The sequence below is a fragment of the Companilactobacillus zhongbaensis genome, from assembly GCF_003946515.1.
In the GTDB taxonomy this organism is placed as follows: domain Bacteria; phylum Bacillota; class Bacilli; order Lactobacillales; family Lactobacillaceae; genus Companilactobacillus; species Companilactobacillus zhongbaensis.
Map to the genome: position 1 here is coordinate 1 of NZ_RHOM01000026.1, position 24,599 is coordinate 24,599.

Genomic DNA, 24,599 nt, shown 5'->3' on the forward strand with positions numbered 1-24,599 from the left:
GAACTACCAAGGAAACAACTAGGATACAAAAAACCCCAGGAGGCATTCGCCCTGGCCTGCGGCTACTAATAATCTGGCACTCCGATCCTGATAGATCTTAAGCTTTTTTTATTTTTTCGGGGTGGCTAACTTGTTCTTGCAATTTGCGATTAATAATAAGTAGAAAAAAACTTAAACTTGAATAAAACACCTAATATTTCCACCTTTTAGTAGGAATATTAGGTGTTTTTCTATTCCAATATGTAATATATGACTATGAAATCAGAATATTACAATCCAAACAACGCCATAAATTTTTTCATTTCCTGTGCTATTCTGGATACATCAATTTGAGGAGGGAACAACGTGAAAAAAACTACCATAGCTTTATTTACGATGTTTTTAGCAGTATTAGTCCTTGCTGGATGTTCCAGTAATAAGGACAGTTCCGCTAGTAGCAAGACTTTAAAGTCTGGTGATCTTGCATCTACCACCTACAAGAAATCACAATCCTACTACCGAAACGGCACAACATACAGCGGCAAGAAGATCAGTCTTAACTTCAATAACGCCAAGTATGAAACGAGAACTATCAAATCTGGTAATAAGACGATCAAGTATCGTGCTTACGAAAATATTGTTTACGTAAGTAAGCCAGTTGATAAAAAGTATCAAAAAATCAATATTTATATCCCTGAAGCTTACTTCAAAAATAAGAAGTTGAACGGATATACTAAGAAAACTGCACCGATCTTTATGCCAAATTCAGTTGGTGGTTACATGCCAGGTGAACCAACGACAATTGGTGCTTCAACAACATCATCAACAGCTGCTGCTCCTGCAGCAACTTCATCATCATCTTCATCTCCAGCAGCTCCCGGTGCTGGTGGTGCCGGAGTTTCTGCCACAGGTGGTGCTCCACAAGGACAAAACAGTGCTCCTGAAAAAGCCTTGAAAGAAGGTTACATTGTAGCTGCTCCTGGTGCTAGAGGTAGAACTACTAAGTCAGATGGTACATACACTGGTAAAGCTCCAGCCGCTATCGTCGATTTGAAAGCGGCCGTTCGTTACTTGAAACTTAACGCTAAGAAGATCCCTGGTAATGAAAATAAGATTATTTCTGACGGAACTAGTGCCGGTGGTGCTATGTCTGGATTACTAGGTGCATCAGGTAATGCCAAAGATTACGCTCCATATCTAAAAGCTATCGGTGCTGCCGATACATCAGATAATATTTTTGCATCAATGGACTTCTGTCCAATCATGAACTTAGAAAACGCTGATGCTGCCTACGAATGGCAATTCAACGGTATCAACGACTATGTCAACGGCATGCACATGCCAGGCGAAACAGCTGAAGCTTCAACTTTGACCTCAGCTCAAAAGAAGATTTCCAAAGACTTGAAGAAAGAATTTCCTGACTACATCAATAGCTTGAAGCTAAAAGACGATGACGGCAATACGTTGAAGATGAACTCAGACGGCTCAGGCTCATTCAACAACTTGATCAAGCAAACAGTCATCGACTCAGCTCAAAAAGCTATCGACAGTGGTAAGAATATTACTGAAAAGAAATATCCATTCTTAACTATCAAGAACAAGAAAGTTACTGACGTGAACTTGACGAAGTACAACAAAGCAGTCGGCAGAATGAAAGCTGCCCCAGCCTTTGACGGTGTAGACTTATCAAACGCTGAAAACCAAGAAATGGGAACAGCAACAGTTAACAAGAAGCACTTCACTGACTACAGTCAAGAAAACAACACAGCCAAGAACAAAACAGCAAAAGCCAACTCAACCATCATCAAAATGATGAACCCAATGAGCTACGTAGGCGAAAACAACGCCGACACAGCAAAACACTGGTACATCAGATACGGTGAAAAAGATGCCAACACATCGATCGCCGTACCAACAATTTTCGCTCAAAAACTAAAGAACGAAAACAAAGACGTCAACTACCACCTCGAATGGGGTAAGGGACATGCTGGTGATTATAAGCTTAATGAAATGTTTAAATGGATGAATAAGATAAGTAAATAGAGCGTGGAAGGGCTGAGGATTTAGGGACTGTCAGCACCCAAGGTGCGGCGAACCCGTGCCTGCTGACAGTTTCTAAACCGGAGGCCGCTATCCCCTGGAACGCGTTTCCGCTATAAAACGGGCAACGTTTGGTAACAAATCTAAGAACGTTTGGCACCAAAAGTAAAACCGTTTGACAACAAACCTAAGGACGTTTGGTCACAAAAATCAAAACGTCCAACAAAACCAAAAATACCAAACCAAATCCTCCCCAGCAGAAACAATCATCCACCAAACAAAAAACACCCCTGAAAGGAAAATCATTCCATTCAGAGGTGTTTTTAAATCCAAGCTAAATTTAAGCCAATAAGCATATCCTAACCAAAAAAGGAGAAAAACATGAACTTAACTAACAAAAGGATCCTAATAGTAGGAGGTACTTCCGGCTTCGGTAGAGAAGTGGCACTAAAATCACAGCAACAAGGAGCAACCGTAGAAGTGATCGGCCACGATGAAAACAGAACGAAAAAATTCCAACAAGATCACAATGGAATAAAGGCCACGGCTTTAAACACACAAGATTCCACGGATCTAAAAAACTATTTCTCATCGACGAAAACGTTCGATCATATCATCTCAACATTAGGAGGAGCCATGGGAGGCGGCTTTTTAGATAGCACTATCGAAAAAATCCGCCAAACGGTCGAAGATAAATTTTTTGCCAATCTCCAACTAGCACAAATAGCACATCATTTTTTAAATAAGAATGGTTCCATGATCTTCACTTCTGGATCTGGTGGTCATCCATACGACGCTTCGGGCGCCATCGTGGGTAATTCAGCCATCAACACTATGGTCGCTGGCATGGCAGTGGAACTCGCTCCAAATTATCGCATCAATGCTGTTTCACCAACGTGGACCCCAACTGGCTTGTGGCGAGATATGTCGGAAACTGATGTGATGCAACAAGTCAAAGATTTTTCTCAAGGAGTGCCTTTAAAAAGAGTCGCTAGCATTGAAGAAGTAGCTTCAGGATATTTGTACTTAATGAAAAATGATTTCGTTACCGGGCAAATATTGAATATTGATGGTGGAATAGATTTAAATTAAAAAACTTATGTAGATTTAAGCTTCAATTAAGGTTTAGCATTCATAATTATTACTAACAACTAAAGGAGGAGTCATTAATGGTAATTTTTAATTCTTTACGATCAGGCATTAGTACTGGTATTCGTACAGCCGGAAACGATATAGCTGCCATCGGACAATTCTTTGACAATGTTAGTAGGTAAGTGTACTTATTCTTAAGGAATGCTTGTCCTAAATAGTAACTTTGGGTTAGAGATAGATTGTTATTTCTCTTACCCTTTATATCTTGTATAAAAATTTACATCATTAAAAATAAATGTTAGACTTTAAGTCAACTTGAAACAATTATGAATAAAAAGGAAGATTTTATGACGACAGAGACGATGAATGGAACGGAGCAACACTACCGCATTGGTGATTTCGCTGAAATGACCGGACTTACTAGTCCAACGCTTCGTTACTACGAAAAAGAAGGTTTGGTGAAGCCACACCGTTCAGAAAATGGGCTTCGATATTATACTGATGCTGATGTTAATTGGATCAAGTTCTTGCTTCATTTGAAGAGTACAGGGATGTCGATCGAACAGCTTAAGTTATATGTTCAATGGCGAGCTGAAGGAGATTCTACTATTTCTAAGCGGTTGGATCTTTTGAAGAAGGTTCGTGCTGATTTTATGAAGAAGATGGATGATCTTGATCATAGTTTGACTATTTTGGATGATAAGATCGATTGGTATGCTGGTAAGACTGAAGGTCGGATTTCTGATTCTGAGGGTTTTGCTGAGTATTTGGAAAATATGAACCACGCTGAGTAAGGTTTCTTTTGGAAGCCTTATTTTTTTTGCTTTGCGTTAGCCTGGAGGTGTGAGAGTTTTTGGCTGACGATGAGTGTTTTGCTTGGTTGATGTTTGGATGTTTCTTTGGTGGGATGGAGGTGGTAGTTTGGATGGGTGGTTCAATGCCGACTCCAGGGCCTGGGATACAGCCGCTGGAACGCACCTGACACGATTTTGAGCTACCCGAGGAGACCACTCGGACATCTCAAAACTCGGTCTTTCACTAGGCAATGAATTGCCAAGTGAAATTTAGGTGCTGAGGGCTGTATCCCAGGCCCCTCCGTCTAGATAGGACAAACTTCCCCTTTTTTTGATTAGGACTGATTTATTTTGGGAAAGTTGGCAGTTTTGTGACGTCCTAGTTTTTGTGGTCTATCTCAGTTTCTATCTTTGTTGGTAAAATCAAAACCAAAACCAAAACTAAAACCAAAGCCAAAACCAAAACCAAAATCAAAATCAAAATCAAAATCAAAATCAAAATCAAAACCTTAATTAAATGCTATTTACTGCTTTTTACCCTTTTTTTGGGCTCGCGTGCTCGATTCTCTCGCACTCTCGCCTTGTATTTGTGGGGTAGGTTTTTTTGATTTTTCTTTATTTGTTGCCAAATTCTTTTATTTTTATTGCCAAACGTTGCCCGTTTTATAGTGGAAACGCGCTCCGAGGCACAGCGGCCTCCGGTTTAGAAACTGTCAGCAGGCACGGCTTCGCCGCACCTTGGGTGCTGACAGTCCCTAAATCCTCAGCAGCTGACCGTGCCTCTCCGCGCTCTTTTTTGCTTGACTTAAACCGCACTTTAAGGTGTTTACTGTAGTCATTAAGGATACGGAGGTAATTTTATGGCTAAGAAACAAACTGCTGGTCGCGATAATTTGTGGGATTTTGCTCCTCAATTTGCTGCTTTGAATGATGATGTTTTGTTTGGTGAAGTTTGGGATAAGGAGAATGAGTTGTCTGCTCATGATCGTTCTTTGATCACTATTGCTAGTATCATTTCTGCCGGTAATACTGAGCAATTAGAGGCTCATTTGCGTATCGGTAAGCAACACGGTATTACTAAGGAAGAAATTGTGGCTGAGATTACTCATTTGGCTTTTTATGCTGGATGGCCTAAGGCTTGGTCTGCTTTTAATCGTGCTAAGGAAATTTGGACGGAGGAATAATTTATGGCTAAATATGAAGAATTGAAAAACGGCGGGGTTTTTCCTGTCGGTGAAAAAAATGAGGCTTATGCTCAATATTTTATTGGTCAAAGCTACTTGCAGGGGCTAGTTAAGCCAGAAGATAATATTGATTTTGGTGCTAGTAATGTTACTTTTGAGCCTGGTTGTCGTAACGATTGGCACATTCATCATGACGGTTTCCAAATTTTGTTGGTTACTGGTGGTGAAGGCTGGTATCAAGAGTGGGGCAAGCCTGCTCAGCTTTTGAAAAAGGGTGACGTTGTGGTGATCAAGGAAGGCGTTAAGCATTGGCATGGTGCTACTGCTGACAGCTGGTTCTCTCACGTTGCTATCACTAAAGGTAAGTCAGAATGGCTGGAAAAAGTTACTGACGAAGAATATGCCAAATTAGGATAGTCAAAAATTAATAATAAAATATATTGTATAAATCGATAGAGTCAGGCTTTGATACAGCTAACTTTGTTGATACATCTCATAAGAAAAATGATGTTGTATTTAATTGACATTGTGGAAAAAGGTGTATTAAATAAAGTAGCAGATGTCATGCTTGACTCTATTTTTTTAGAAAAATGATACCTTATAGTGCCAACTAGTATATTTTTTAAAAAATTATTTTCTTAAAATATTTTGTAAGTTGCTTTTGGTATATTTGTCGTCAAAGTCAGCATGACCTGTCCAAATTTAACTCGCGAGGCTAAAAAATGAAGATTTTAAGTTTTATTCCACTTTCTGAATCTCAACAACGTGAGATCAGAGAATTGTCTAATAATATTACATTGGAAGTAGTTTCGCCACAAAAGGCTACCAAAAGGGATCTGACTGAGGTCGATGCTATTTATGGTTGGTCGAATCGCTTAGAGGACCATGCTGTTGCTAACGGTCACTTGAAATGGATCCAAACTATTCGTGCTGGAGTTGATGCTTTGCCACTGGACGATCTTCGTAAGGAAGATATCGTGGTAACTAGCGGATCTGGTGCTAACGCTATTAATATCGCTGAGCAAACTTTAGCCTACATGTTAATGTTTGTTCGTAAGCTTCACCTGTCGATGCGTGATCAAGATAACGATCTTTGGAAGCTCGACGAGCCTTATGATGAAGTCTTTGGCAAGACGGTCGTGATGATCGGTGCAGGAAATATCGGTAGTATGCTCGGTAAGTATTGCAAGGCCTTGGGCATGAAGACGATCGGTATCCGCCGGACTGCTAAACCGACTGAAAACATGGACGAGATGATGTCGATGGATCAATTGAATGAAGCAGTTGCCAAGGGTGATTTTATCGTCAATATTTTGCCTGATACTAAAGAGACTGAACACATTTTTAACAAGGCCGTTTTTGAAAAAATGAATCCGAATGGCATTTACATCAACATCGGTCGTGGTAAGACTACGAGCACGCCAGATCTGATCGAAGCCTTGGAAACCAAACAAATCGCTGGAGCCGCTTTAGACGTCTTTGAACCAGAGCCATTGCCAGCCGACAATCCTTTGTGGGACATGGAAAATGTCATCGTGACGCCACACAACGCCGGTCGTAGCCCTCATTATGAAGAACGTGCCTTTAAGATCTTCAAGAAAAATTTGAAGTCATTGCTCGAAAACGGTGAAGTGGTCGAAAATATTGTCGACTTGAAACGTGGTTACTAGTCGATATCTCTAAATAGTAAATATTACTAATTTATTGTATAATTTATAAAATGATGAAGGTGCAAATGATTGCACCTTTTTACTTGCTTATTTTTAAGGAGTTGTACTTATGGCTAAGACTGAAAAAGCATATGATGAAGCAATCGAGCTTTTAAAAAATGATAATGTCCGCATTACTAAGCAACGGACTCGGATGTTGGATTATTTGTTTGATAAACGTGATTATTATGTTCCTATTACGGAGATCGACCATCAGTTGCGACAGGAGTTTAGCCGGATGAGCTATGAGACGGTTTATCGTAATGTTGAGATGTTGGAAGAGTTGCATGTTGTTGAGACTCGGATGTTTAGTAATGGGTTGAGGGCTAAGTATCAGTGTGATTTTGACAATGTTGATCACAGTCATTTTATTTGTGAGAATTGTGGTCGTGTGGTGGAGCTTGCTAAGCCTGATATGGGATCGGTTCGAGATAAGTTGCCTGGGTTTGAGATCGATTCGCAGCATTATGAGGTTATTGGACTGTGTGATGCATGCGTCCATGAGGTGAGAGAGTAGCGCGGACAGTGGCGTTTTGCTTGGGCAGTCGTTTGTGATTTTTGGTTGTTGTTTGGGTTGAGGTAGTAGTTTGTGTTGGTGGTTCACTGCCGGCTCCGGGGCCCGGGGATACACACACTGGAACGTAGGGGACACGATTTTGAGCTATCTGGGAAGACCGCCCAGACATCTCAAAACTCGGTCTTTCACTAGGCAATAAATTGCCAAGTGAAATTTCCCTACTGAGGTGTGTATCCCCGGGCCCCTCCGCCTAGGTTTTGCAATCCCCCCCTTTGTTTAGTGGGGAAGTAGGTGCTTCCTAGTTTTATGCGCAAGCTTTGTTCGGTTTGATTTCTGGGATGCTTCTCGGTTCGCGGGACTGAAGCTCCGCTCATTTTGTTTCCTGGCTTACCTTTTATTTGCAATCTTTTCTTTATTTTCTTGTTTGATAAGATTTAATATTATTTTTGATCTCTTGCTTTCGCTTCTTGGCTCGCGCGCGTAAGGACCGCGCTCTCGCCTTGATCTGGAGGCTTTTTTTGTATTTCCTTGGGTGTTTTGATCATTATTTCGATCAACTGTTAACGAAAAGATGTTATGATGATTATAAATATGAAAATTATTTATGGGGGTACATTATGAAGAAATGTCTTTTTAGTATTCTTTTTACAGCTTTATTTGCCGTTGCTGGTCTAGGTTTTGCTCAAAATGCTGATGCTGCGGTGGTTAATGATCCTGAGACTGGTTTTTCTTCGGTCAAGACTGATTATGCCGTGGCTGTGATGAATGATTCCGGTGCTACTTTGTATGATTCTCAGGGTAATGAGCTCACCGGTCGGAAGTTGGCTGATGGGTCTTTGTGGTATACCGATTTTGCTCAAACTCGGTTGTCTGATGGACAAGTTTTCTATCGGGTTTCTACTGACGAATTTGTTTCCGAGAAGGATGTTACTACGATGTTTGCTTATTTGTATACAAATGAATAACGTGCTTTGATGCAAAAAGCCGCTGGTCTTTTTTTATGACTTTGGCGGTTTTTTAATTCGTTCAAAATTGCTCTGGTATATTCATGAGGTATGGATTATTATTTATTCAAATCGTTGATAATTTTTAGGATGCTTTGATTATTGTTCTGTGGGAGGAACGGATGGTTGTTAAGGGGAGTATTCCATGTGCTGGTGGCAGAATTGAAATTTATGACTCGAAGCTCGTCTGCGTCAAAAGGAGATTTAACTGGCATCAAATGCGTTTTTCTAGATCAACTAAAACATTTGAATATTCAAAGATCGAAAAAATCGATTTTTTGATGCCGACTTTTTTTCACCGAGGGTATCTTAAACTTGTGATGTATTCAAAAACAAATTACGATGACAACGATCGAGACACTTCTTTGGCCGATGATTGTTCAAATAATGATGTGATTACGTTATCCCGTTGTACAAAAACCATGGGAAAAACTGTGTGCGAAGGGTATCATTTGATACTTGAGTCGAAGGCTACGAATGATTTATTGATGAAAAAGCAAAAGAAAGCTGACGATAAGATGTTCCGGGCTAGCCATCCTGATCGATGGGCAAGACCAATTTCTCAAACTGCTGCCGAAAGCTTTAAGCTAAACGATGATCGATTTGAAAATATGAACCAGAGGCTAACTCCTATTTCCGCATCTTATACAACTGATCCAACTAAAAAATACCTTGAATCAGAATTCTTTAAAAAGCAAATGACTCCCTTTTCTATTTTTTCAACTAAGGTTGTTGGTATCAGTTATTATCAAGAGAACATTGAAAAAATGATTAGAGCATTGAAAGCTACCAATTTGATTGAACCAAATATTCGTTATTATGATCCTCAAGTCTGGAGATATTATTCTGGGTCTAAAATATACGAATTTAATAAGTACCAAGACTTTGGAAACATGGTGTTAGAACCTGAACCGGCCAATATTTATGATGGCAATGCAATTAAGGTCATGATTTATGGTGGAAATGACCGTGAATATTTTATTGGGTACATTCCTAGAGACATAACATATAAAGTTGCACCAATCATAGATGACCCAGGTTTTTTTAATAAGTATTACATTCATTACTACATCAGTGGTGGTAATTATAAATACCTAAGTTTTCAACGTGGTGAAAACATGGTGATCAAGAGTCATGCTAATTATTTTGCATATCTACAAATAATTAAATATTAGACAGTACAAAAAAACATCTTCAACGCAGAGTTTTCTGCGCAGAAGATGTTTTTTTAGGTTCTTTTTAGTTAGCGAATTTATCCAAAATATCATTCATATACTTATAATAGCCCACGCTTCTAGGTAGGGTCTCTGTTAAGTAGATGATCTTGACGTTGTTTTCTTTTGCTGTTTTAACTAGTTTTTTGATGACGCCACTAGTTACTTGCTTGTTCACTACTAAGTAGTCGACTTTGTTGTCTTTTAGGCCAGTTTGGATCTCTTGGACATCTTTGATCGATGGATCAGTTCCGTCTTCGATTGCCTTAGCAAAGTGACTGTCTTGGACTTTGATGCCTAAATCTTGGAGCAAATAGTAGGGCAGTGGTTCGGTGATGTAGGCTTTTTTACCGTTGGTCGTTTGCCTGATCTGCTGTTCTTTATCAGTCAATTTGTCAAGCTTTTTAATGTAAGCTTGGTAGTTTCTCTTGTAAGTTTTCTTATTCAACTTATCTGATTCTGACACACGTTCGTACACACTCTTCGACAGCTTTTTAACATTGTCGACCTTGAACCAGAGGTGCTCGTTGCTACCTTGTTTCTGATGGAGCACGTCTTCACCCAAACTCAACTTGCTGTCCTGCATATTGTTAGCTTCAACAATATCGTTGACCCAGTCATCATATCCGAGCCCATTAGCAACCACCAAAGGAGCCCCAGCAATTTGCTTCGACACCTTAGTAGTAGGCTTAAAATCATGCGGATCAACGCTAGTAGACTTAATGATCGGCTCCACTTCATACTTCTTACCAACAATACTCTTAACTGGCTCGTAATAAGTATTAGTAGTAGTCAAAATTTTCTTCTCAGTGGAAGTCCGATTACAAGCCACCAGCAAGAAAGCCGCTAAAAAAAGTATTCCAATTAAATATTTCTTCCTTTTCATAAAATCCCATCCTCTAAAAAAAGCTAATTAAAGTATAAAACTATTTAGCAACCCGAGCACTCTGAGCCCGCTTAAATTCCTTGATCAACTTCAAAGCCCGCCGCCGAGTCTTCTTATTAGAAGCCCGAAGCCGACGACTAGCACTAGCCAAATCAATCTTCTCTGCCATGAAAAATCCCTCATTTCGTTAAATAGTAAATATTACGATTAAGAGTATACATACTTTACAGAAAAAAGACAAATAAATTTGAAAAATAAAAAATCAAGCAATAAGTTGTAAATACATAAACAAAAGAACCGCAATAAAAAAACCAATGAAGTGTTGAAGGGCTTAATCTTTTGAACTTACTATTCAAAAGAAAATTGAGATAGACCAGCAAAAAGTAGGGAGCAACGAATCAGCCAATTTGTAGAAAAAGAAAAGGGAGCCAACCAAAACCAAGAGAATATTGATGCAACCAATCTAGGTGGAGGGGCGGGGCGCTATATGGGTTCAGCTGTGAAATTATTCTTAGCGATTTATCGCTTAGAATAAGACTCGTATTGGAGATGTCCGGGTGAACTTCCCGGATAGCTTCAATCGAGTCCACAGCGTTCCAATCCCATATAGCGCCCCGCCCCGGAACCGGCAGTGAACCACCACAAAAACTACCACCACATCCAAGAACTTTCCCAATAAAATCAAATCTGTAATATTACAAAACAATTAATCCACACATATTTAAGTCTTTTTTAAGCTGCCAAAGCGAAGATATAACTCGTAAAGGAGGTAGCTAATATGATTATTCTTAATTCTTTAAGAGCAGCCATTGGCGCAGGTATCGGAACAATCGGTAACGACATCAACGCCGTTGGTAACTTCTTCGACCAAGTAACAAGCTACAGATAAGCAAATAAAATGGCGAAAACGCCACAGTAACGAATACCAAGTCAAGGAGGTGCTTTTGAATATGATTATTTTAAACTCACTACGTGCAGGTATCAGCACAGGAATCCACACAGCCGGAAACATTGTCGATGCAACAGGCAATTTCTTCGATCAAGTGACAAGATAAACACAGAGAGCGCAGCGAGGTGGTCAGCTGCTGAGGATTAACGCGGGTGGTCGAACAAGGTGCGGCGAAGCCGTGCCTCGACCACCCGTGTTAACCGGAGGCCGCTACCTCGCGGAGCTCGTTTCAGCAACCTTGAGGATAAAAATTAAAAGCACTATCCAATTGCAGCAAGTTTAACAGGCAATAATTGATAGAACTATTTAAAATCTTCAATGCAGTATCTGCTGAAGGAATCCAAATCAGAAGACACTATTTTTAAATAAAGTTCCAAATAAAAAAATTACAAGAGGTAAATCACTATGATCATTTTAAACTCATTACGTGCAGGTATCAGTACAGGAATCCACACAGCGGGAAATATTGTTAATGCAACAGGCAATTTCTTCGACCAAGTAACAAGATTCTAATTTAAAAAATTTAAATAAAAATATTTTTTATAACGGAGGCAACATCCATGATTTTATTAAACTCACTACGTGCCGGTATTTCAGCTGGTATCCATACAACAGGTAACATCGTTAACTCTGTCGGACAATTGTTCGATAACGTTACACGCTAATTTTTTCCAACCCAAATATAAACTTATGATTAACTAGGAGTAAACACTATGAATAATTTTCCAAATGAATTTCATGAAGCTGTTCAAAAAGCAGCTGCACCACAACCAATGGCTCAACCAGAACCATTAAAACCATTGTGGGAAAAAGCATTGAAACCAATGCCTCGCTAAGACTCGCCCTCAAACTTAAACCCAAATCCAAACTTATGATCAATTAGGAGTAAACAACTATGAATAATTTTCCAAATGAATTTCACGAAGCAGTTCAAAAAGTAGCCGCACCACAACCAATGGCTCAACCAGAACCATTAAAACCATTGTGGGAAAAGGCTTTGAAACCAATGCCTCGTTAATAATTATGGAGAGTAGCTCAAGCTACTCTTTTTTTATACTCTTTTTTAATCAGAAAATGACGGTATCCATCTGTTATGTAACACTCGTCATGATGCGTATAGGTCATTTGATCAATCATTTATCAATTGTTATATAAAAAATGTATTAATTTTCAAATATTACGTATAAATACAAGCGGAATCACCGTTTTTTTCATAAATCGTTTTGTTTTCATTTCTCGTCATGATATTTATAATGAAATTGTACTGTTGTGCACTAGGGGAGGTTTGACACCATTTATAAACTTTTTCTATACAAAAATCTGAAAATTATTAAATCGTAAATTGATGATTTTTGGAAATTTTTTTCAGCAATTTTTTTGAAAATGTCAATTTTAACATCAAATATAGCCTCGGTACATCTTATATGACGCATTTTGGCGCAAGCTATTGAGGTAATGTTTTCTTGATAATACAATTTAATAGTCAAGTTTATATTTGGAAAAAAATGTTCGCAAAAATTTATTAAAAGCGGAGTGATAAGATTGTTGACGAATTCCGGATTAGTGTCATACCTTGTTGTTCATAAGATCAGACAAAAGACGATTGCGGATGCGTTGGACGTTTCTGTTTCAACCGTATACCGTAAGATCAAGGGACTAGGATTTACTCAACAAGAGGTGTTTTTGTTGAACCAGAAGTTGGAAATACCTGTCCATACATTCTATGATGAAATCATAAATATGAGCGAACACGAGTAGCTTGTTTGCTTTTGGACGTTTTTTGTTTTTTTAGTGTTCTGAGGGAGGACGCTTGGGTTTTATAAGTGTTGAATAGGTCTTGAAGATGTCAGTGATGTCTTTGAGATTTTTTTTGTTTTGGTTTTGGGTTTTATTGTGGTTGTTGTTTGGTGAGTGGTTCACTGCCGGTTCTGCGGGAGGGTTCCGGGAATTGCGCCGTGGAACGCTGCGGGCCAACTTTGAGCTATCCGAAGAAAACCGCTTCGGACATCTCAAAGCTTGACCTTTTCGTAAGCACGGCCCATGCCGTGCAAACGAAAATTTCGCGGCTGACGGCGAATTCCCTCCACCCTCCCGCAGAATCTAGGGTTTGAAAAACATCTCTTTTTTGGTCTGGGGTACGGGGTCTATTTTTTATGGTGCAGACTGTTTTAGGGGCATTTAGTTTCTATCCTTTTTTCTGTCCTAGGATTTTGCTATCAAAATCTATCTGGTATATTTTTGTTCTCGTCCTTCATCGGGTGCTATCTTAATTGCTGTAGTTTTTTAAAACAAAAAAAGAACAGCCTGTTTGCTGTTCTCTGTATTTCTTCTTTGGAAAGTCGCCTTTGGCTCCTTTCCATTTTTTTTATTTTCTGATTTGACCATTACCACTTACTAAATACTTCGTCGTGGTCAATTCGTTGGCTCCCATTGGGCCTCTTGCGTGTAGCTTTTGGGTGCTGATTCCTATTTCTGCTCCGAAGCCGAATTTGTTGCCGTCTGTGAATCTGGTTGAGGCGTTTATGTATACTACTGCGGCGTCTATTTGTTTTTGGAACTTGCGGCCGTTTTCGTAGTTTTCTGTGATGATCGATTCACTGTGTTTGGTGTTGTATTTGTTGATGTGAGCTATGGCTTCGTCTTCGTTTTTTACTACTTTGATGGCTACTATGTAGTCATTGTATTCGGTGTACCAATCGTCCTCGGTTGCTGGGATGGTGTTTTTTACTAGTTCTTGGACTTGTTCGTCGCCTCTGATTTCTACGTTGTTGGCTCTTAGTTGTTTTGCTAAGTTTGGTAGGAAGTCTTTGGCGATTTTTTCGTTTACTATGATCTTTTCTACGGCGTTGCAGACGGATGGTCTTTGGACTTTGGCGTTGATGATGATTTTTTCTGCTTTGTCAAAGTCGGCGTATTCGTCTACGTAGATGTGGCAGTTGCCGGCTCCGGTTTCGATAATTGGGACCTTGGCTTTGTTGACGACCATTTTGATGAATTTGCCGCTGCCTCTAGGGATCAAGACGTCTAAGTAGTCGCTTAATTCCATCATTTCTTGGGCTACTTCGTGGCTGGTGTCTTCTAGCAATTGGACGCTGTTTGGGTCGATGTTGGATTATTCGAGTGATTTTCTTAAGGTGTTAGCTAGGGCGATGTTGGAGTTGATAGCTTCTTTACCGCCTCTTAAAAAAGCAGCATTGCCGGATTTAAAGCATAATCCAGCGGCATCTACGGTTACGTTTGGTCTGGCTTCAAAGATGATGCCGATTACTCCTAGTGGGACTCTGGTTTGGATGATGTCTAAACCGTCTTCATCCGTCCAACCACGATCGACTTTGCCGATAGGATCTTCTAAGTCGGCGATTTCTCTTAGTCCGTTCGCCATGCCTTTGATGCGGTCGTTGTCTAATAAAAGTCGATCTTGCATGGCTTTGGCCATGCCATTTTGCTTAGCATTTTCTAAGTCTGTTTGGTTGGCAGAAATGATCTCTTGGGCGTTTTTTTCTAGGTCATCAGCCATTTTATTGAGTGCTCGATTTTTTTCGACTGTTCCTAATTGGCTCAGTTGAAATTCTGCTTTTTGCGCGTTTTGACCCATTTCGGTCAAATTTGTTTTCGTCAAACTCGTCATGATGATTCCTCCTTAAACACTTTCTGAGAACAAGGTGCCGACATTTTCGCCAGCTAGGATATTCAATATGATTTCAGGATCTTTGCCGTCAGCTAAGATCATTTGTTGATGATGTTTCAAGATCAATTTAGCGGCTTTTAATTTGGTCGTCATGCCACCAGTCCCAAACTTGCTGCCGTGACCACCGGCTGCTCCGATAATCTCTTCATTGATGGCGCGAACAGTTTCGTATTTTTTGGTAGTTTCTAGCTTGGGATTACCGTTGTAAAAACCGTCAATGTCGGAGAGCATGATCAAAAGATCGGCGTTGATCAAGTTGGCGACGATAGCTGACAATTGGTCGTTGTCGCCGAATTTGGTGTGGTGATCCATTTCTGAAACGGTCACCGAGTCATTTTCGTTAATGATAGGGATTGCCGTTGGTACTTGGAGCAATTCTTGGAAAGTATTCATTACGTTAGTATGACTTTCAGGGAAGTTAGTGACGTCTTTTGTCAATAACATTTGAGCAGCTACCATGCCGTTTTTTTGTAAAGCTTGGTTGTACAACTGGATCAATTCTGTTTGGCCGATCGAAGCGACCGCTTGTTGCTCTGATACTTTGAAAGGACGCTGGTTCAAGCCTAAAACGCCCATACCGACACCGATAGCACCTGAGGTTACTAAAACGACTTCTTTGCCGGCTTTTTTCAAACTGCTGAGCACGTATGCTAGTTTGTCGATCACTTTCATATTTGGTTGACTGTTGTTATGAATGATGGTGCTAGTTCCAATTTTAATTACGATTCGATCTGCATATAATTCTCGTTTATTCTGCATAATTTAATGTCCTTATTCAAAAAATTGATTGTAGTATTCCAAATAAGTTTCATCTTCTGACAAGGAAACTACTTTGGTAACACTGGTGTTCCTAGGTTCTGGAAGGCTCATTAAATCATTCGGTCGCAATATATCCAGGGCAAAAGCTTTAACGGTGAAACCGTGCGTGACGACGATGATTTTTTCGTCAGGGAACTTCTTAGTCGTTTCCGTTAAAAAGTCGTGAGCACGAGAAATGACGTGTTCGAAACTTTCTCCCTCGGTTGCGTATTTAGTGTAAGTAGGTAAGACATCGTTCCAATAAAAATTAAAAACATCAGGATATTTTTCCTTCAGATCAGAATTTTTTTGACCGTCCCACTGACCATATGATATTTCAAGTAGCCTCTCATCAAGTTCGATTGGGAGATCATGACCATCATTTAAGAATGCGGCAGTATCTTGAGTCCGTTGTAGGGGACTGCAAATGATCCTGTCTGCAAAGCTAATATCAAATTTTTTTGCCAAATTTTGGGCTTGGCTTTTGCCGACATTATTTAAGTAAGTAATGTCTGTATTGATCGTACCTTGTTTCAGGCCCAAGGCATTGGCGTCAGTCTGTCCGTGTCTGATCAAATAAAATTCAGTCATAATAACTCCTTCTCTCGTATTAACTTAATTATGCTACGAATATCAAATGATAGCTAGTTGACAATTTAAAAACTAATTGTTACAGTTTCTTTAAGTTAATTGGAGGTTTTTTAATATGTTTAATGTAATCAATTTTAGCCTAACAGTATCCTCCTTGTCTACACGTATATACATGTAGGCTTATTAACCAGTGCAATAAACCTCATGTAGAATAGACATTCTAACTGTGAGGTTCAAAAAACAAGTAAGTAACGCCTCACGGGAAAATTATTCTGTGAGGCTTTTTTAGTTCCAAGAGCGTGGAAGGGCACGGTCAGCTGCTGAGGATTAACGCGAGTGGTCGCACAAGGTGCGGCAAAGCCGTGCCGCGACCACACGTGTTAACCGGAGGCCGCTGTGCCCTGGAACGCGTTTCCACTATAAAACGGGCAACGTTTGGTGATAAAGCAAGAGAAGTTTGGTAACAAAACAGTGAACTTTTGGTAACAAAACAAGAGGAGTTTGGCAACAAATCAAACAAGGTTTGGCAACAACCCAACAAACGTTTGGCAACAAACCAATAGAAACTTGCCAACAAAACAAAAGGTCACCCAACCAACTCAAAACCAAACCACCAACCCAACCCCAAAAAAAGAAAGAGGAAGAAACCAATGACAATCTACAATTTTTCAGCTGGTCCAGCTACGATGCCAGATCCAGTTATCGCTCAAATCAAACAGGACTTACCTTCATACAAGAATTCAGGTATGAGTGTGATGGAGATCTCTCATCGTTCTAAGCTTTTCGATGACATTATCGATTCAGCTCAACAAGACTTGCGTGATTTATTGGAGATCCCTGATAACTACCAAATCCTCTTTTTCCAAGGAGGCGGAACGCTTCAATTTACCGCTGCTCCTTTGAACTTGGCTACTAAACATCACAAGATCGGTTTATTAGACAGTGGTCACTGGGCTGATCGTGCTGGTGCTGAGGCTTCTCGTGTCAATGTTGACGTCGATGTTTTGGATTCAACAAAAGCTGAAAAATACGTGGAATTGCCTCAGATGCCACCGATCAAAGATGACGTTTATGACTACATTCACATCTGCACCAACAATACTATCGAGGGTACGGCTTTTTCCAAGCTTCCCGATACTGGCAATACCGAATTGGTTGGCGACATGTCATCTAATTTCATGGGCCAAAAATACAATGTCAATGACTTCGGTGCCATCATGGCTGGAGCTCAGAAGAATCTTGGTATCGCCGGTTTGACGATCGTTATCGTTCGTGACGACATGATCGGTAAAACGAAGAACTTGCCAAGTATGGTCGATTATCAATTGTTTGCTCAAAAGAGATCGATGTTCAACACGCCACCAGTTTTTGCCATTTACGCAGCAGGCCTTGTGTTGAAGTGGTTGAAGGAACAAGGTGGAGTTGCTGAAATGGAACAACGTAACCGCAAAAAATCGAACTTGTTGTACGACTTTTTAGATCAATCACAAATGTTTACTGCACCAGTCGTTAAGTCAGATCGTTCACTAGTTAATATTCCGTTCGTAACTGGAAATCCCGACTTGGATAAAAAACTTATCGCCGAAGCAGCCGACAATGGCTTGCTCAATATCAAAGGTCACCGTTCAGTTGGCGGTATGCGTGCTAGTTTATACAATGCTATGCCTTATGAAGGCGCGGTCGCCTTGGTCGACTTTTTAAATAAATTTGAAAAAGAAAATGGAGGAAATTAATTATGTATCAAGTAAAAACTTTTAATGCAATTGCTAATAGCGGGTTGGAAACTTTTTCAGATGATTTTAAGATCAACCAAAGTGAAAATCCTGACGCTTATTTGATCCGTTCGGTCAACTTGTTGGAGGAGAAATTTCCCGAAAGCTTGAAGACTATCGTTCGTTGTGGGGCAGGGTACAACAATGTTCCGCTTGAACGTGCTACTGAAAATGGGATCGCTGTTTTTAATACACCAGGAAGTAACGCTAATGCTGTTAAAGAGTTGATCATCTCATTGATGGTCGCTACAGCTAGAAACTTGTTTGCCGCTAACGATTATTCAAATAAGCATACCGAAGCTGACGTCAGTCAAAGAACTGAAAAGGATAAGACTAAGTTCAATGGAACAGAATTGACTGGCAAACGCTTAGCTGTCATTGGTTTAGGTAATGTTGGTTCACGGGTAGCCAATGCCGCCACTGCTTTAGGGATGAAAGTTGTCGGCTACGATCCACATTTGACTTCAAGTGCTGCTTGGAGGATCGATAACCAAGTTGAGCGTGCTGGTTCGATCAGACGTGCTGTGAAAAATGCTGACTTCGTAACGGTCCACGTTCCTAAAAATGAAGAAACGACTGGCTTGATCAGTACGACTGAGATCACAGCCATGAAAGACGGAGTTGTCTTGTTCAACTACTCAAGAATCGGTATCACTGACAATAAAGCTGTCGTTGCCGGGATCGATTCTGGAAAAATCGGACACTACTGCACTGACTTTGGTGAACCTGTTATTGCTGACCATGAAAAAATTACTATTACACCACATATTGGTGGTTCGACTTTGGAAGCTGAATCAAATGGTGCAGTTCAAGGTGCTAATACGGTGATGAATTATCTTGAATCAGGCGATACTACTAATTCGGTTAATTTGCCTAATATGAAGGTTCCTTTTGAAGCTCCTTATCGGGTTACTGTTATTCACCAAAATGTTCCTAATATGGTTGGTCAGATCGCTACGCAGATGGCTAACCGTAATATTAATATTGAGAATATGGCTAATGCTGCTCGGGGCGGTGTTGCTTATACTGTTGCTGATGTTAATTCTATTGATGGCGAGAGTGGTAAGAGTTTGGTGGATGCTTTGTATGAGATTGCTGAGGTTTATCGGGTGCGGGTTATTTCTCATCGGTAGGTTTTATGTTTTTAGGTTTTGATTTATTGGACAGCTTTGGCTGTCTTTTTTTGTTGTTTTTTTGTGGAGGTTATATGTTGGGTAGTGGTTCATTGCCGGTTCAGCGGGGGATTCCGAGAATTGCGCCGTGGAACGGTGTGGGCACGATTTTGAGCTATCCGGGAAGTTCGCCCGGACATCTCAAAACTCGGCCTTTCACTAGGCAATAAAATTGCCAAGTGAAATCTCACACCTGACGGCGAATTCTCTCCATCCTCCGCTGAACCTAGGGTAGTGCAACCAATCACTTTTTGTGTGGGGTACGGTACTTAGTTTTGTTGTACGTGGTTGCTTGGGTTTGGGCTGTTGTTTTGAGTTTTGGTTGAGTCCTAGGAGTTTGATTTGCTGGGATATCTTGTTGATTTTTTTTCGTTCTGTTCATCGGTTGGTATGCTGTTTGTTTTTGGGGGTGTGCTCGCTGCTTCGCATCTCGCGGTTTTTTGGGTAAAAAAAAATAGCAACCCTTGTTTTTCTGGGTTGTTACTTTTTATTCTACATTTTTACTGTGGTTTCGGTTGTTGGAATTTTGGTTGCCAAACTTTGGTTTGATTGTATCCAAACGTTCTTTTTTTACAAAACGTTGCCCGTTTTGTAGCGGAAACGAGTTCCGATGCACAGCGGCCTCCGGTTTAGAAACTGCCGGCAGGCACGGCTTTGCCGCACCTTGGGTGCCGACAGTCCCTAAATCCTCAGTGGCTACCCGTGCACCTCCACTCTCTATTTTTGTGTCATATCTTTCAACACGTGATCGATTTGCTGTGTATAAGCGATTGGTCCTTTATACTGCCAGCTGGAGTCGTCTCCGTATTGATATAGTTTGTTTTCTTTTACTGCTTTTATGTTGGACCATACTGGGTCTTTGAACATGTCGGCGTCTTTGTCGCTGTTTACTAGGAAGATGTAGTCTGCGTCTAATTTGGCTAGTTTTTCTAGTGAGACTGATGACCAGTCTGCTGTGGCTTTTTTTGATACTTGTTTTACTAGGTCTGGTTCTTTTAAGCCTAGGTCGCCGTATAGTAGGGAGCCGCTGGCTGATTTGTCGCTTACCATGAAGGCGGAGTTGTTGGTTACCCATAGTACTGCTACTGATTTATTTTTTGCCTTTTTATTTAGTTCTTTTTTGGCTGATGTTAATTTCTGGTCGTATTTTTTTAAGCCTTGGTTGGCTTTGTCGGTTTTGTTTACTGCTTTGGCTACGTCTTTGAATTGTTGGCGCCATGTTACGTCTGTTCCATTTTTTACTACGTAGGTTGGGGCGATTTTTTTGTATTGGTTGTACTTGCCGTTTTGGACTGCGCTGTCGTTGCCGATTAGGATCAAGTCTGGTTTGGCCTTGGTTACGGCTTCGTATGGTAGTGAGTAGTCGATGGTTGGGACGTTTTTTAGGTCGTCTTTTAAGTACTTCTGTGTACCTGTGGCGTTTTTGACGGACCATTGGACTACTGGCTTGACGCCGACTGCTACTAAATAATCCTCTAGGTAGCTTCCGACTACGCGTTTGGGATCAGTTGGGACGTTTACTTCGTGACCCATTGAATCTTTCATCGTCTTGGTGGACGAGTCGGAACTCTTGGAGTTGCTGCATCCGGTTAAGAAAATTGTGAAAACTAGTACTATTAAAAAACTTATTTTCAGAAATTTATTATGTTTCATGATTCTCCCCCTCATTAATGCTAGAATTATGTAAATTATTAATGAAAGCGTTACTCAAAGTCAATAGAATAAGTTAAAATAATATTATTAAATCATATAAAAAAATATTCCATAAATATATTTATATGGGGTATGGAATCGAGTTTTGCTATGAACATCATTGAAACGAAGAAAGTATGTGTGAACTATGAGAAGAAATTAACGATCCATGATCTGTCGATCCAGATCCCTAAAGGTGAGATCACTACTTTGATTGGGCCTAATGGTTGTGGCAAGTCGACTTTGATCAGGACGATTGCGCGTCTCTTGAAGCCGAGTAATGGCTCGGTTTTTTTAGACAGCGAAAATATCGAACAAAAGAAAACTAGTGAAATGGCTAAGGAAATGGCTGTACTGCCACAGTCAAATGATGTTGCTAACGATATGACGGTTCAAGAACTAGTTACTTTTGGACGGATCCCATATCGGCACCGTTTTTCTAGTTTGTCGAAACTCGATCATGAAAAAATCGACTGGGCGATGGAAAAAGCTTCGGTCCAAGATTTAGCCGAACGTCATCTGAGTACTTTATCCGGTGGTCAAAGACAACGTGCATGGATCGCGATGGCGATTGCTCAAGATACTGACACCATCATCTTGGATGAGCCGACAACGTATTTAGACTTGACTCACCAACTCGATGTCATGCTCTTGATCAAGGAATTGAATGAGAAAGAACATCGCACGATCGTGATGGCTTTGCATGACCTCAACCACGCTGCTAGATTTTCCGACCAGCTGATCGCCATCAAAAACGGTTGCCTGCAAAAAAATGGTTCAGTCGAACAGGTCATTACTCGTGACAACTTACGAAATATTTTTAATATCGATGCCAATATCGTTGAAGACCACGGCAAGCCTATGATCTTATCGTATGACCGATGGAGATCGGGGGAATCGGCTTGAGAAGTAGTCTGAAATATCCGCTCCAAATTATCGCAGCATTGATTGTCTTAGGTTTGCTACTAGTCATGAGTATTCGATATGGCTCCAATCAAACACCGGCTTCAACGGTCTTTGATGCTGTTTTTAACTATGATCAGACAAATATCGATCAACGGATCATCGTCTCGATCAGGATCCCGCGAGTTCTCGGCGCCATGTTGATCGGATCAGCTTTAGCTGTTTCGGGTGCTTTGATGCAAAGTGTGACCAAAAACCCGATGGCAGACTCCGGCTTGTTAGGTATCAACGCCGGAGCCGCCTTCATGTTGACCCTTTGCTTCACCTTTTTCCCAAAAATGTCGACTCTTGACACGACGGCTTTTTCCGTCTTCGGAGCGGCCATTTCTGCGGGCTTAGTCTTCATGATCAGCTCGCTGAAAAAGTCGCAAATGAGTCCGACGATTTTAGTCCTAGCTGGAATGGCCATCAGTGCCTTCTTCACGGCTATCAGCGAAGGAATCGCCTTAGTCGCCAACCTCAAGCAAGATTTAGCTTTTTGGCATTTTGGAGGGATCTCGGCGGTCAGCTGGAATCAGTTGGCGCGTTTAGGCCCTTGGATCATCATCGCCTTGATCGTAGTCTACTTGATGTCCTCAAATTTGAATTTGCTGAGTTTGAGTGACGACTCGATCAAAAGTCTGGGAAAAAATATTATTTCCATCAGACTGCTAGCTTTAGTCTGTGTCGTTATCCTTTCCGGTATCTCAGTGTCCTTAGTCGGCGCCGTAGCTTTCGTCGGATTGATCATTCCTCACATCGCCAAATTTTTGGTGGGGACTAATAATAAAAAAGTTATCCCGATGACGATCTTGTTAGGTGCCGACTTGACGGTTTTAGCCGATCTCATTGCTAGAACGATCGATCCACCTAAGGAAACACCGTTCGGGATCATCATTTCGCTAGTCGGTGTGCCATTCTTCATCTACTTAGCTAGAAGGGATGGTAATCAAATATGACAAAAAGGATCAAACTCACTACTTGGTTATTAGTCCTCGTCATCTTGATGGTCATTTCTGCCGTCATCAATTTGAACACTGGTGAAATGAGCATCAAACCGTCCGAAATCTGGAATTTGCTGATGGGGCAAGGTACTTACACGCAGTCGATGATCATATTCGACTTTCGGATGCCTAGGATCGCCATCACCGTCTTAGTCGGTTTTGCCTTAGCAATTGCCGGAAACGTCCTCCAGTCAACGACCCAAAATCCAATGGCTGACACGAGTTTTCTGGGTATCAACTCAGGAGCAGGGATAGCAGTCATGCTGTTTATCGCCTTAGTCAAAAATCAAAATGCCAATCTCTTTTTATTGCCAACGATGGCCTTGATCGGTGCGTTAATGAGTACCATCATCGTATTCGCTTTTTCATATAAAAAGGAGACCGGCATCACTTCCAATCGGATGCTGTTGACCGGTGTCGCCTTATCAGGACTTTATTCATCGATCATGGTCCTCTTGACTATCAAGCTGTCGCCACAAAATTACCAGTTCGTCATGAATTGGCTCGCCGGCAGTATTTGGGGCACGAGCTGGGAATTCATTTTGATGCTATTGCCGTGGTTTGTAATTTGCACGATTTTTATTTTTTCAAAAATGCGCATCCTAGATACCTTCAACCTAGGCGATGAAGTCGCTCAATCACTAGGGGTCGACTTGAAAAAAGAACGGATCATCTTGATTGCTGCCGCCGTCATCTTAGCTGGAGTCAGCGTCTCGATCAGTGGCGGGATCGGCTTCATCGGCTTGATCACACCAAACTTAGCCAGAAGAGTCATCGGCTTTAAACACAGCCATCAACTGATCCTGTCAGGAATCCTAGGCAGCTTTTTGTTACTGCTAGCTGACACCATCGGCAAACTCATTAGCACCACCACCGAGATCCCCGTTGGCGTCTTAGTAGCCATCATCGGTGCACCATATTTCGTGTACATCTTGGTCAAATCAAAATAATATAATGGATAATTCTTGCCAAATTTAACAAAAAAGACAACACTAAAACCATAAGAAGGTGACCATAATGTATAAAGTATTAGTAGTATTACACGACGGCGACGACTACATTAGAATGAACAAGGTTTTTCTAGAAAGTATGCCAGTAGCCGGAGAATATATCGTCCACTCAGACGGTTTGCCATATTTAGTAGAAGAGGTCACCACTTTTGTCGGCTATGTAAGCAGTAAAGGCGCAACGACAATTTTGGTTGTGAAACCGGCTGATAAAGATGCAGCGGTAAATGATCTCTACGGCATAGATATAGAGAGAGACATGGACGATCCGGAATATAATAAAAAATAGTCTTGGATTGGTGTTTGGGTGGAGGTTCACTGCCGGTTCTGCGGGAGGGTTCCGGGAATATCGCCGTGGAACGCTGCGGACCCACTTTGAGCTATCCAAGGAAGATCGCCTTGGACATCTCAAAGCTGGGTCTTTTCGTAAGCACGGCCTTTGCCGTGCAAACGAAAATTTCGCGGCTGACGGCGAATTCCCTCCACCCTCCCGCAGAACCTAGGGTAGTGATCGTCCATGTCTTGGGTGGGGTTTGGACGGTACTTATTCCTGTCCTACAAAACT

The 24,599-nt window shown here is 41.0% G+C and carries 23 protein-coding genes and 1 pseudogene; 18 read left to right on the forward strand and 6 right to left on the reverse strand.

The window, feature by feature from the left end; genetic code table 11:
* Positions 1-345 precede the first annotated feature (345 nt).
* The 9 genes from EKM69_RS09555 to EKM69_RS09600 all read left to right on the forward strand — a co-directional run bounded on the left by EKM69_RS09555 (position 346) and on the right by EKM69_RS09600 (position 9,494).
* Complete coding sequence (locus EKM69_RS09555) at positions 346-2,022, forward strand: subtype B tannase (protein ID WP_125710503.1); 1,677 nt, start codon at positions 346-348, stop codon at positions 2,020-2,022.
* Positions 2,023-2,400: 378 nt separating this feature from the next.
* Entirely contained in the window at positions 2,401-3,111 is a 711-nt protein-coding gene (locus EKM69_RS09560; RefSeq protein ID WP_125710505.1) for an SDR family oxidoreductase, read from the forward strand.
* A 326-nt stretch (positions 3,112-3,437) separates the two neighbouring features.
* Positions 3,438-3,905: a MerR family transcriptional regulator gene (locus tag EKM69_RS09565; protein ID WP_404825419.1), complete on the forward strand. Its 468-nt coding sequence runs from the start codon at positions 3,438-3,440 to the stop codon at positions 3,903-3,905.
* An 860-nt stretch (positions 3,906-4,765) separates the two neighbouring features.
* Positions 4,766-5,089 carry a carboxymuconolactone decarboxylase family protein gene (locus tag EKM69_RS09575; RefSeq protein ID WP_125710507.1) on the forward strand — a complete coding sequence of 108 codons (324 nt, stop codon included), beginning with the start codon at positions 4,766-4,768 and terminating at the stop codon, positions 5,087-5,089.
* 3 nt (positions 5,090-5,092) lie between these two features.
* Entirely contained in the window at positions 5,093-5,506 is a 414-nt protein-coding gene (locus EKM69_RS09580) for a cupin domain-containing protein (RefSeq protein ID WP_125710509.1), read from the forward strand.
* A 305-nt stretch (positions 5,507-5,811) separates the two neighbouring features.
* Positions 5,812-6,759: a D-2-hydroxyacid dehydrogenase gene (locus tag EKM69_RS09585; RefSeq protein WP_125710511.1), complete on the forward strand. Its 948-nt coding sequence runs from the start codon at positions 5,812-5,814 to the stop codon at positions 6,757-6,759.
* Positions 6,760-6,868: 109 nt separating this feature from the next.
* On the forward strand, positions 6,869-7,315 hold the full coding sequence (locus EKM69_RS09590; protein WP_125710513.1) for a Fur family transcriptional regulator: 447 nt from the start codon (positions 6,869-6,871) through the stop codon (positions 7,313-7,315).
* 617 nt (positions 7,316-7,932) lie between these two features.
* Positions 7,933-8,280, forward strand: coding sequence for a hypothetical protein (locus EKM69_RS09595; RefSeq protein ID WP_125710516.1), 348 nt, complete (start codon positions 7,933-7,935; stop codon positions 8,278-8,280).
* 161 nt (positions 8,281-8,441) lie between these two features.
* Positions 8,442-9,494, forward strand: coding sequence for an HIRAN domain-containing protein (locus EKM69_RS09600; protein WP_125710518.1), 1,053 nt, complete (start codon positions 8,442-8,444; stop codon positions 9,492-9,494).
* Positions 9,495-9,558: 64 nt separating this feature from the next.
* On the opposite strand, the gene EKM69_RS09605 is transcribed toward EKM69_RS09600, so the two are convergent.
* A complete protein-coding gene (locus tag EKM69_RS09605) occupies positions 9,559-10,419 on the reverse strand; it encodes a metal ABC transporter solute-binding protein, Zn/Mn family (RefSeq protein WP_125710520.1) in 861 nt (286 codons plus the stop codon).
* Positions 10,420-10,459: 40 nt separating this feature from the next.
* On the reverse strand, positions 10,460-10,588 hold the full coding sequence (locus EKM69_RS12380; protein WP_164505917.1) for a putative metal homeostasis protein: 129 nt from the start codon (positions 10,586-10,588) through the stop codon (positions 10,460-10,462).
* A 1,493-nt stretch (positions 10,589-12,081) separates the two neighbouring features.
* Between EKM69_RS12380 and EKM69_RS12605 the strand changes: the two genes are divergently transcribed.
* The 3 genes from EKM69_RS12605 (at position 12,082) to EKM69_RS09610 (ending at position 13,126) form a co-directional block, all read left to right on the forward strand.
* Positions 12,082-12,204, forward strand: coding sequence for a hypothetical protein (locus EKM69_RS12605; protein WP_263853854.1), 123 nt, complete (start codon positions 12,082-12,084; stop codon positions 12,202-12,204).
* Positions 12,205-12,263: 59 nt separating this feature from the next.
* Entirely contained in the window at positions 12,264-12,386 is a 123-nt protein-coding gene (locus EKM69_RS12610) for a hypothetical protein (RefSeq protein WP_263853855.1), read from the forward strand.
* Between the two features lie 524 nt (positions 12,387-12,910).
* On the forward strand, positions 12,911-13,126 hold the full coding sequence (locus EKM69_RS09610; RefSeq protein ID WP_225423879.1) for a helix-turn-helix domain-containing protein: 216 nt from the start codon (positions 12,911-12,913) through the stop codon (positions 13,124-13,126).
* A 607-nt stretch (positions 13,127-13,733) separates the two neighbouring features.
* On the opposite strand, the pseudogene EKM69_RS09615 reads toward EKM69_RS09610, so the two are convergent.
* The 3 genes and pseudogenes from EKM69_RS09615 to EKM69_RS09625 all read right to left on the reverse strand — a co-directional run bounded on the left by EKM69_RS09615 (position 13,734) and on the right by EKM69_RS09625 (position 16,445).
* Positions 13,734-14,996: pseudogene (locus tag EKM69_RS09615) on the reverse strand (glutamate-5-semialdehyde dehydrogenase).
* Between the two features lie 12 nt (positions 14,997-15,008).
* The gene (gene proB / locus EKM69_RS09620) at positions 15,009-15,815 is read right to left on the reverse strand and encodes a glutamate 5-kinase (RefSeq protein ID WP_125710524.1); all 807 of its coding nucleotides are present in this window, start codon (positions 15,813-15,815) and stop codon (positions 15,009-15,011) included.
* 12 nt (positions 15,816-15,827) lie between these two features.
* Positions 15,828-16,445, reverse strand: a complete 618-nt coding sequence (locus EKM69_RS09625; RefSeq protein ID WP_125710526.1) for a histidine phosphatase family protein — start codon at positions 16,443-16,445, stop codon at positions 15,828-15,830.
* Between the two features lie 650 nt (positions 16,446-17,095).
* Between EKM69_RS09625 and serC the strand changes: the two genes are divergently transcribed.
* A complete protein-coding gene (serC, locus tag EKM69_RS09630; RefSeq protein WP_125710528.1) occupies positions 17,096-18,178 on the forward strand; it encodes a 3-phosphoserine/phosphohydroxythreonine transaminase in 1,083 nt (360 codons plus the stop codon).
* Between the two features lie 2 nt (positions 18,179-18,180).
* A complete protein-coding gene (locus EKM69_RS09635; protein WP_125710531.1) occupies positions 18,181-19,350 on the forward strand; it encodes a 3-phosphoglycerate dehydrogenase family protein in 1,170 nt (389 codons plus the stop codon).
* Positions 19,351-20,106: 756 nt separating this feature from the next.
* Here the strand turns inward: EKM69_RS09635 and EKM69_RS09640 are convergent.
* Positions 20,107-20,934, reverse strand: a complete 828-nt coding sequence (locus EKM69_RS09640) for an ABC transporter substrate-binding protein (RefSeq protein WP_404825420.1) — start codon at positions 20,932-20,934, stop codon at positions 20,107-20,109.
* Positions 20,935-21,192: 258 nt separating this feature from the next.
* Here EKM69_RS09640 and EKM69_RS09645 point away from each other — a divergent pair, with 258 nt between their 5' ends.
* The 4 genes from EKM69_RS09645 to EKM69_RS09660 all read left to right on the forward strand — a co-directional run bounded on the left by EKM69_RS09645 (position 21,193) and on the right by EKM69_RS09660 (position 24,323).
* Positions 21,193-21,987 carry an ABC transporter ATP-binding protein gene (locus EKM69_RS09645; protein WP_125710543.1) on the forward strand — a complete coding sequence of 265 codons (795 nt, stop codon included), beginning with the start codon at positions 21,193-21,195 and terminating at the stop codon, positions 21,985-21,987.
* Positions 21,984-22,982, forward strand: coding sequence for a FecCD family ABC transporter permease (locus EKM69_RS09650; RefSeq protein WP_125710545.1), 999 nt, complete (start codon positions 21,984-21,986; stop codon positions 22,980-22,982). The genes EKM69_RS09645 and EKM69_RS09650 overlap by 4 nt, the downstream gene beginning before the upstream one ends.
* The gene (locus EKM69_RS09655; protein ID WP_125710535.1) at positions 22,979-23,977 is read left to right on the forward strand and encodes a FecCD family ABC transporter permease; all 999 of its coding nucleotides are present in this window, start codon (positions 22,979-22,981) and stop codon (positions 23,975-23,977) included. The genes EKM69_RS09650 and EKM69_RS09655 overlap by 4 nt, the downstream gene beginning before the upstream one ends.
* Before the next feature lie 67 nt (positions 23,978-24,044).
* Complete coding sequence (locus EKM69_RS09660) at positions 24,045-24,323, forward strand: LysR family transcriptional regulator (RefSeq protein WP_125710547.1); 279 nt, start codon at positions 24,045-24,047, stop codon at positions 24,321-24,323.
* The last annotated feature ends 276 nt before the right edge of the window (positions 24,324-24,599 follow it).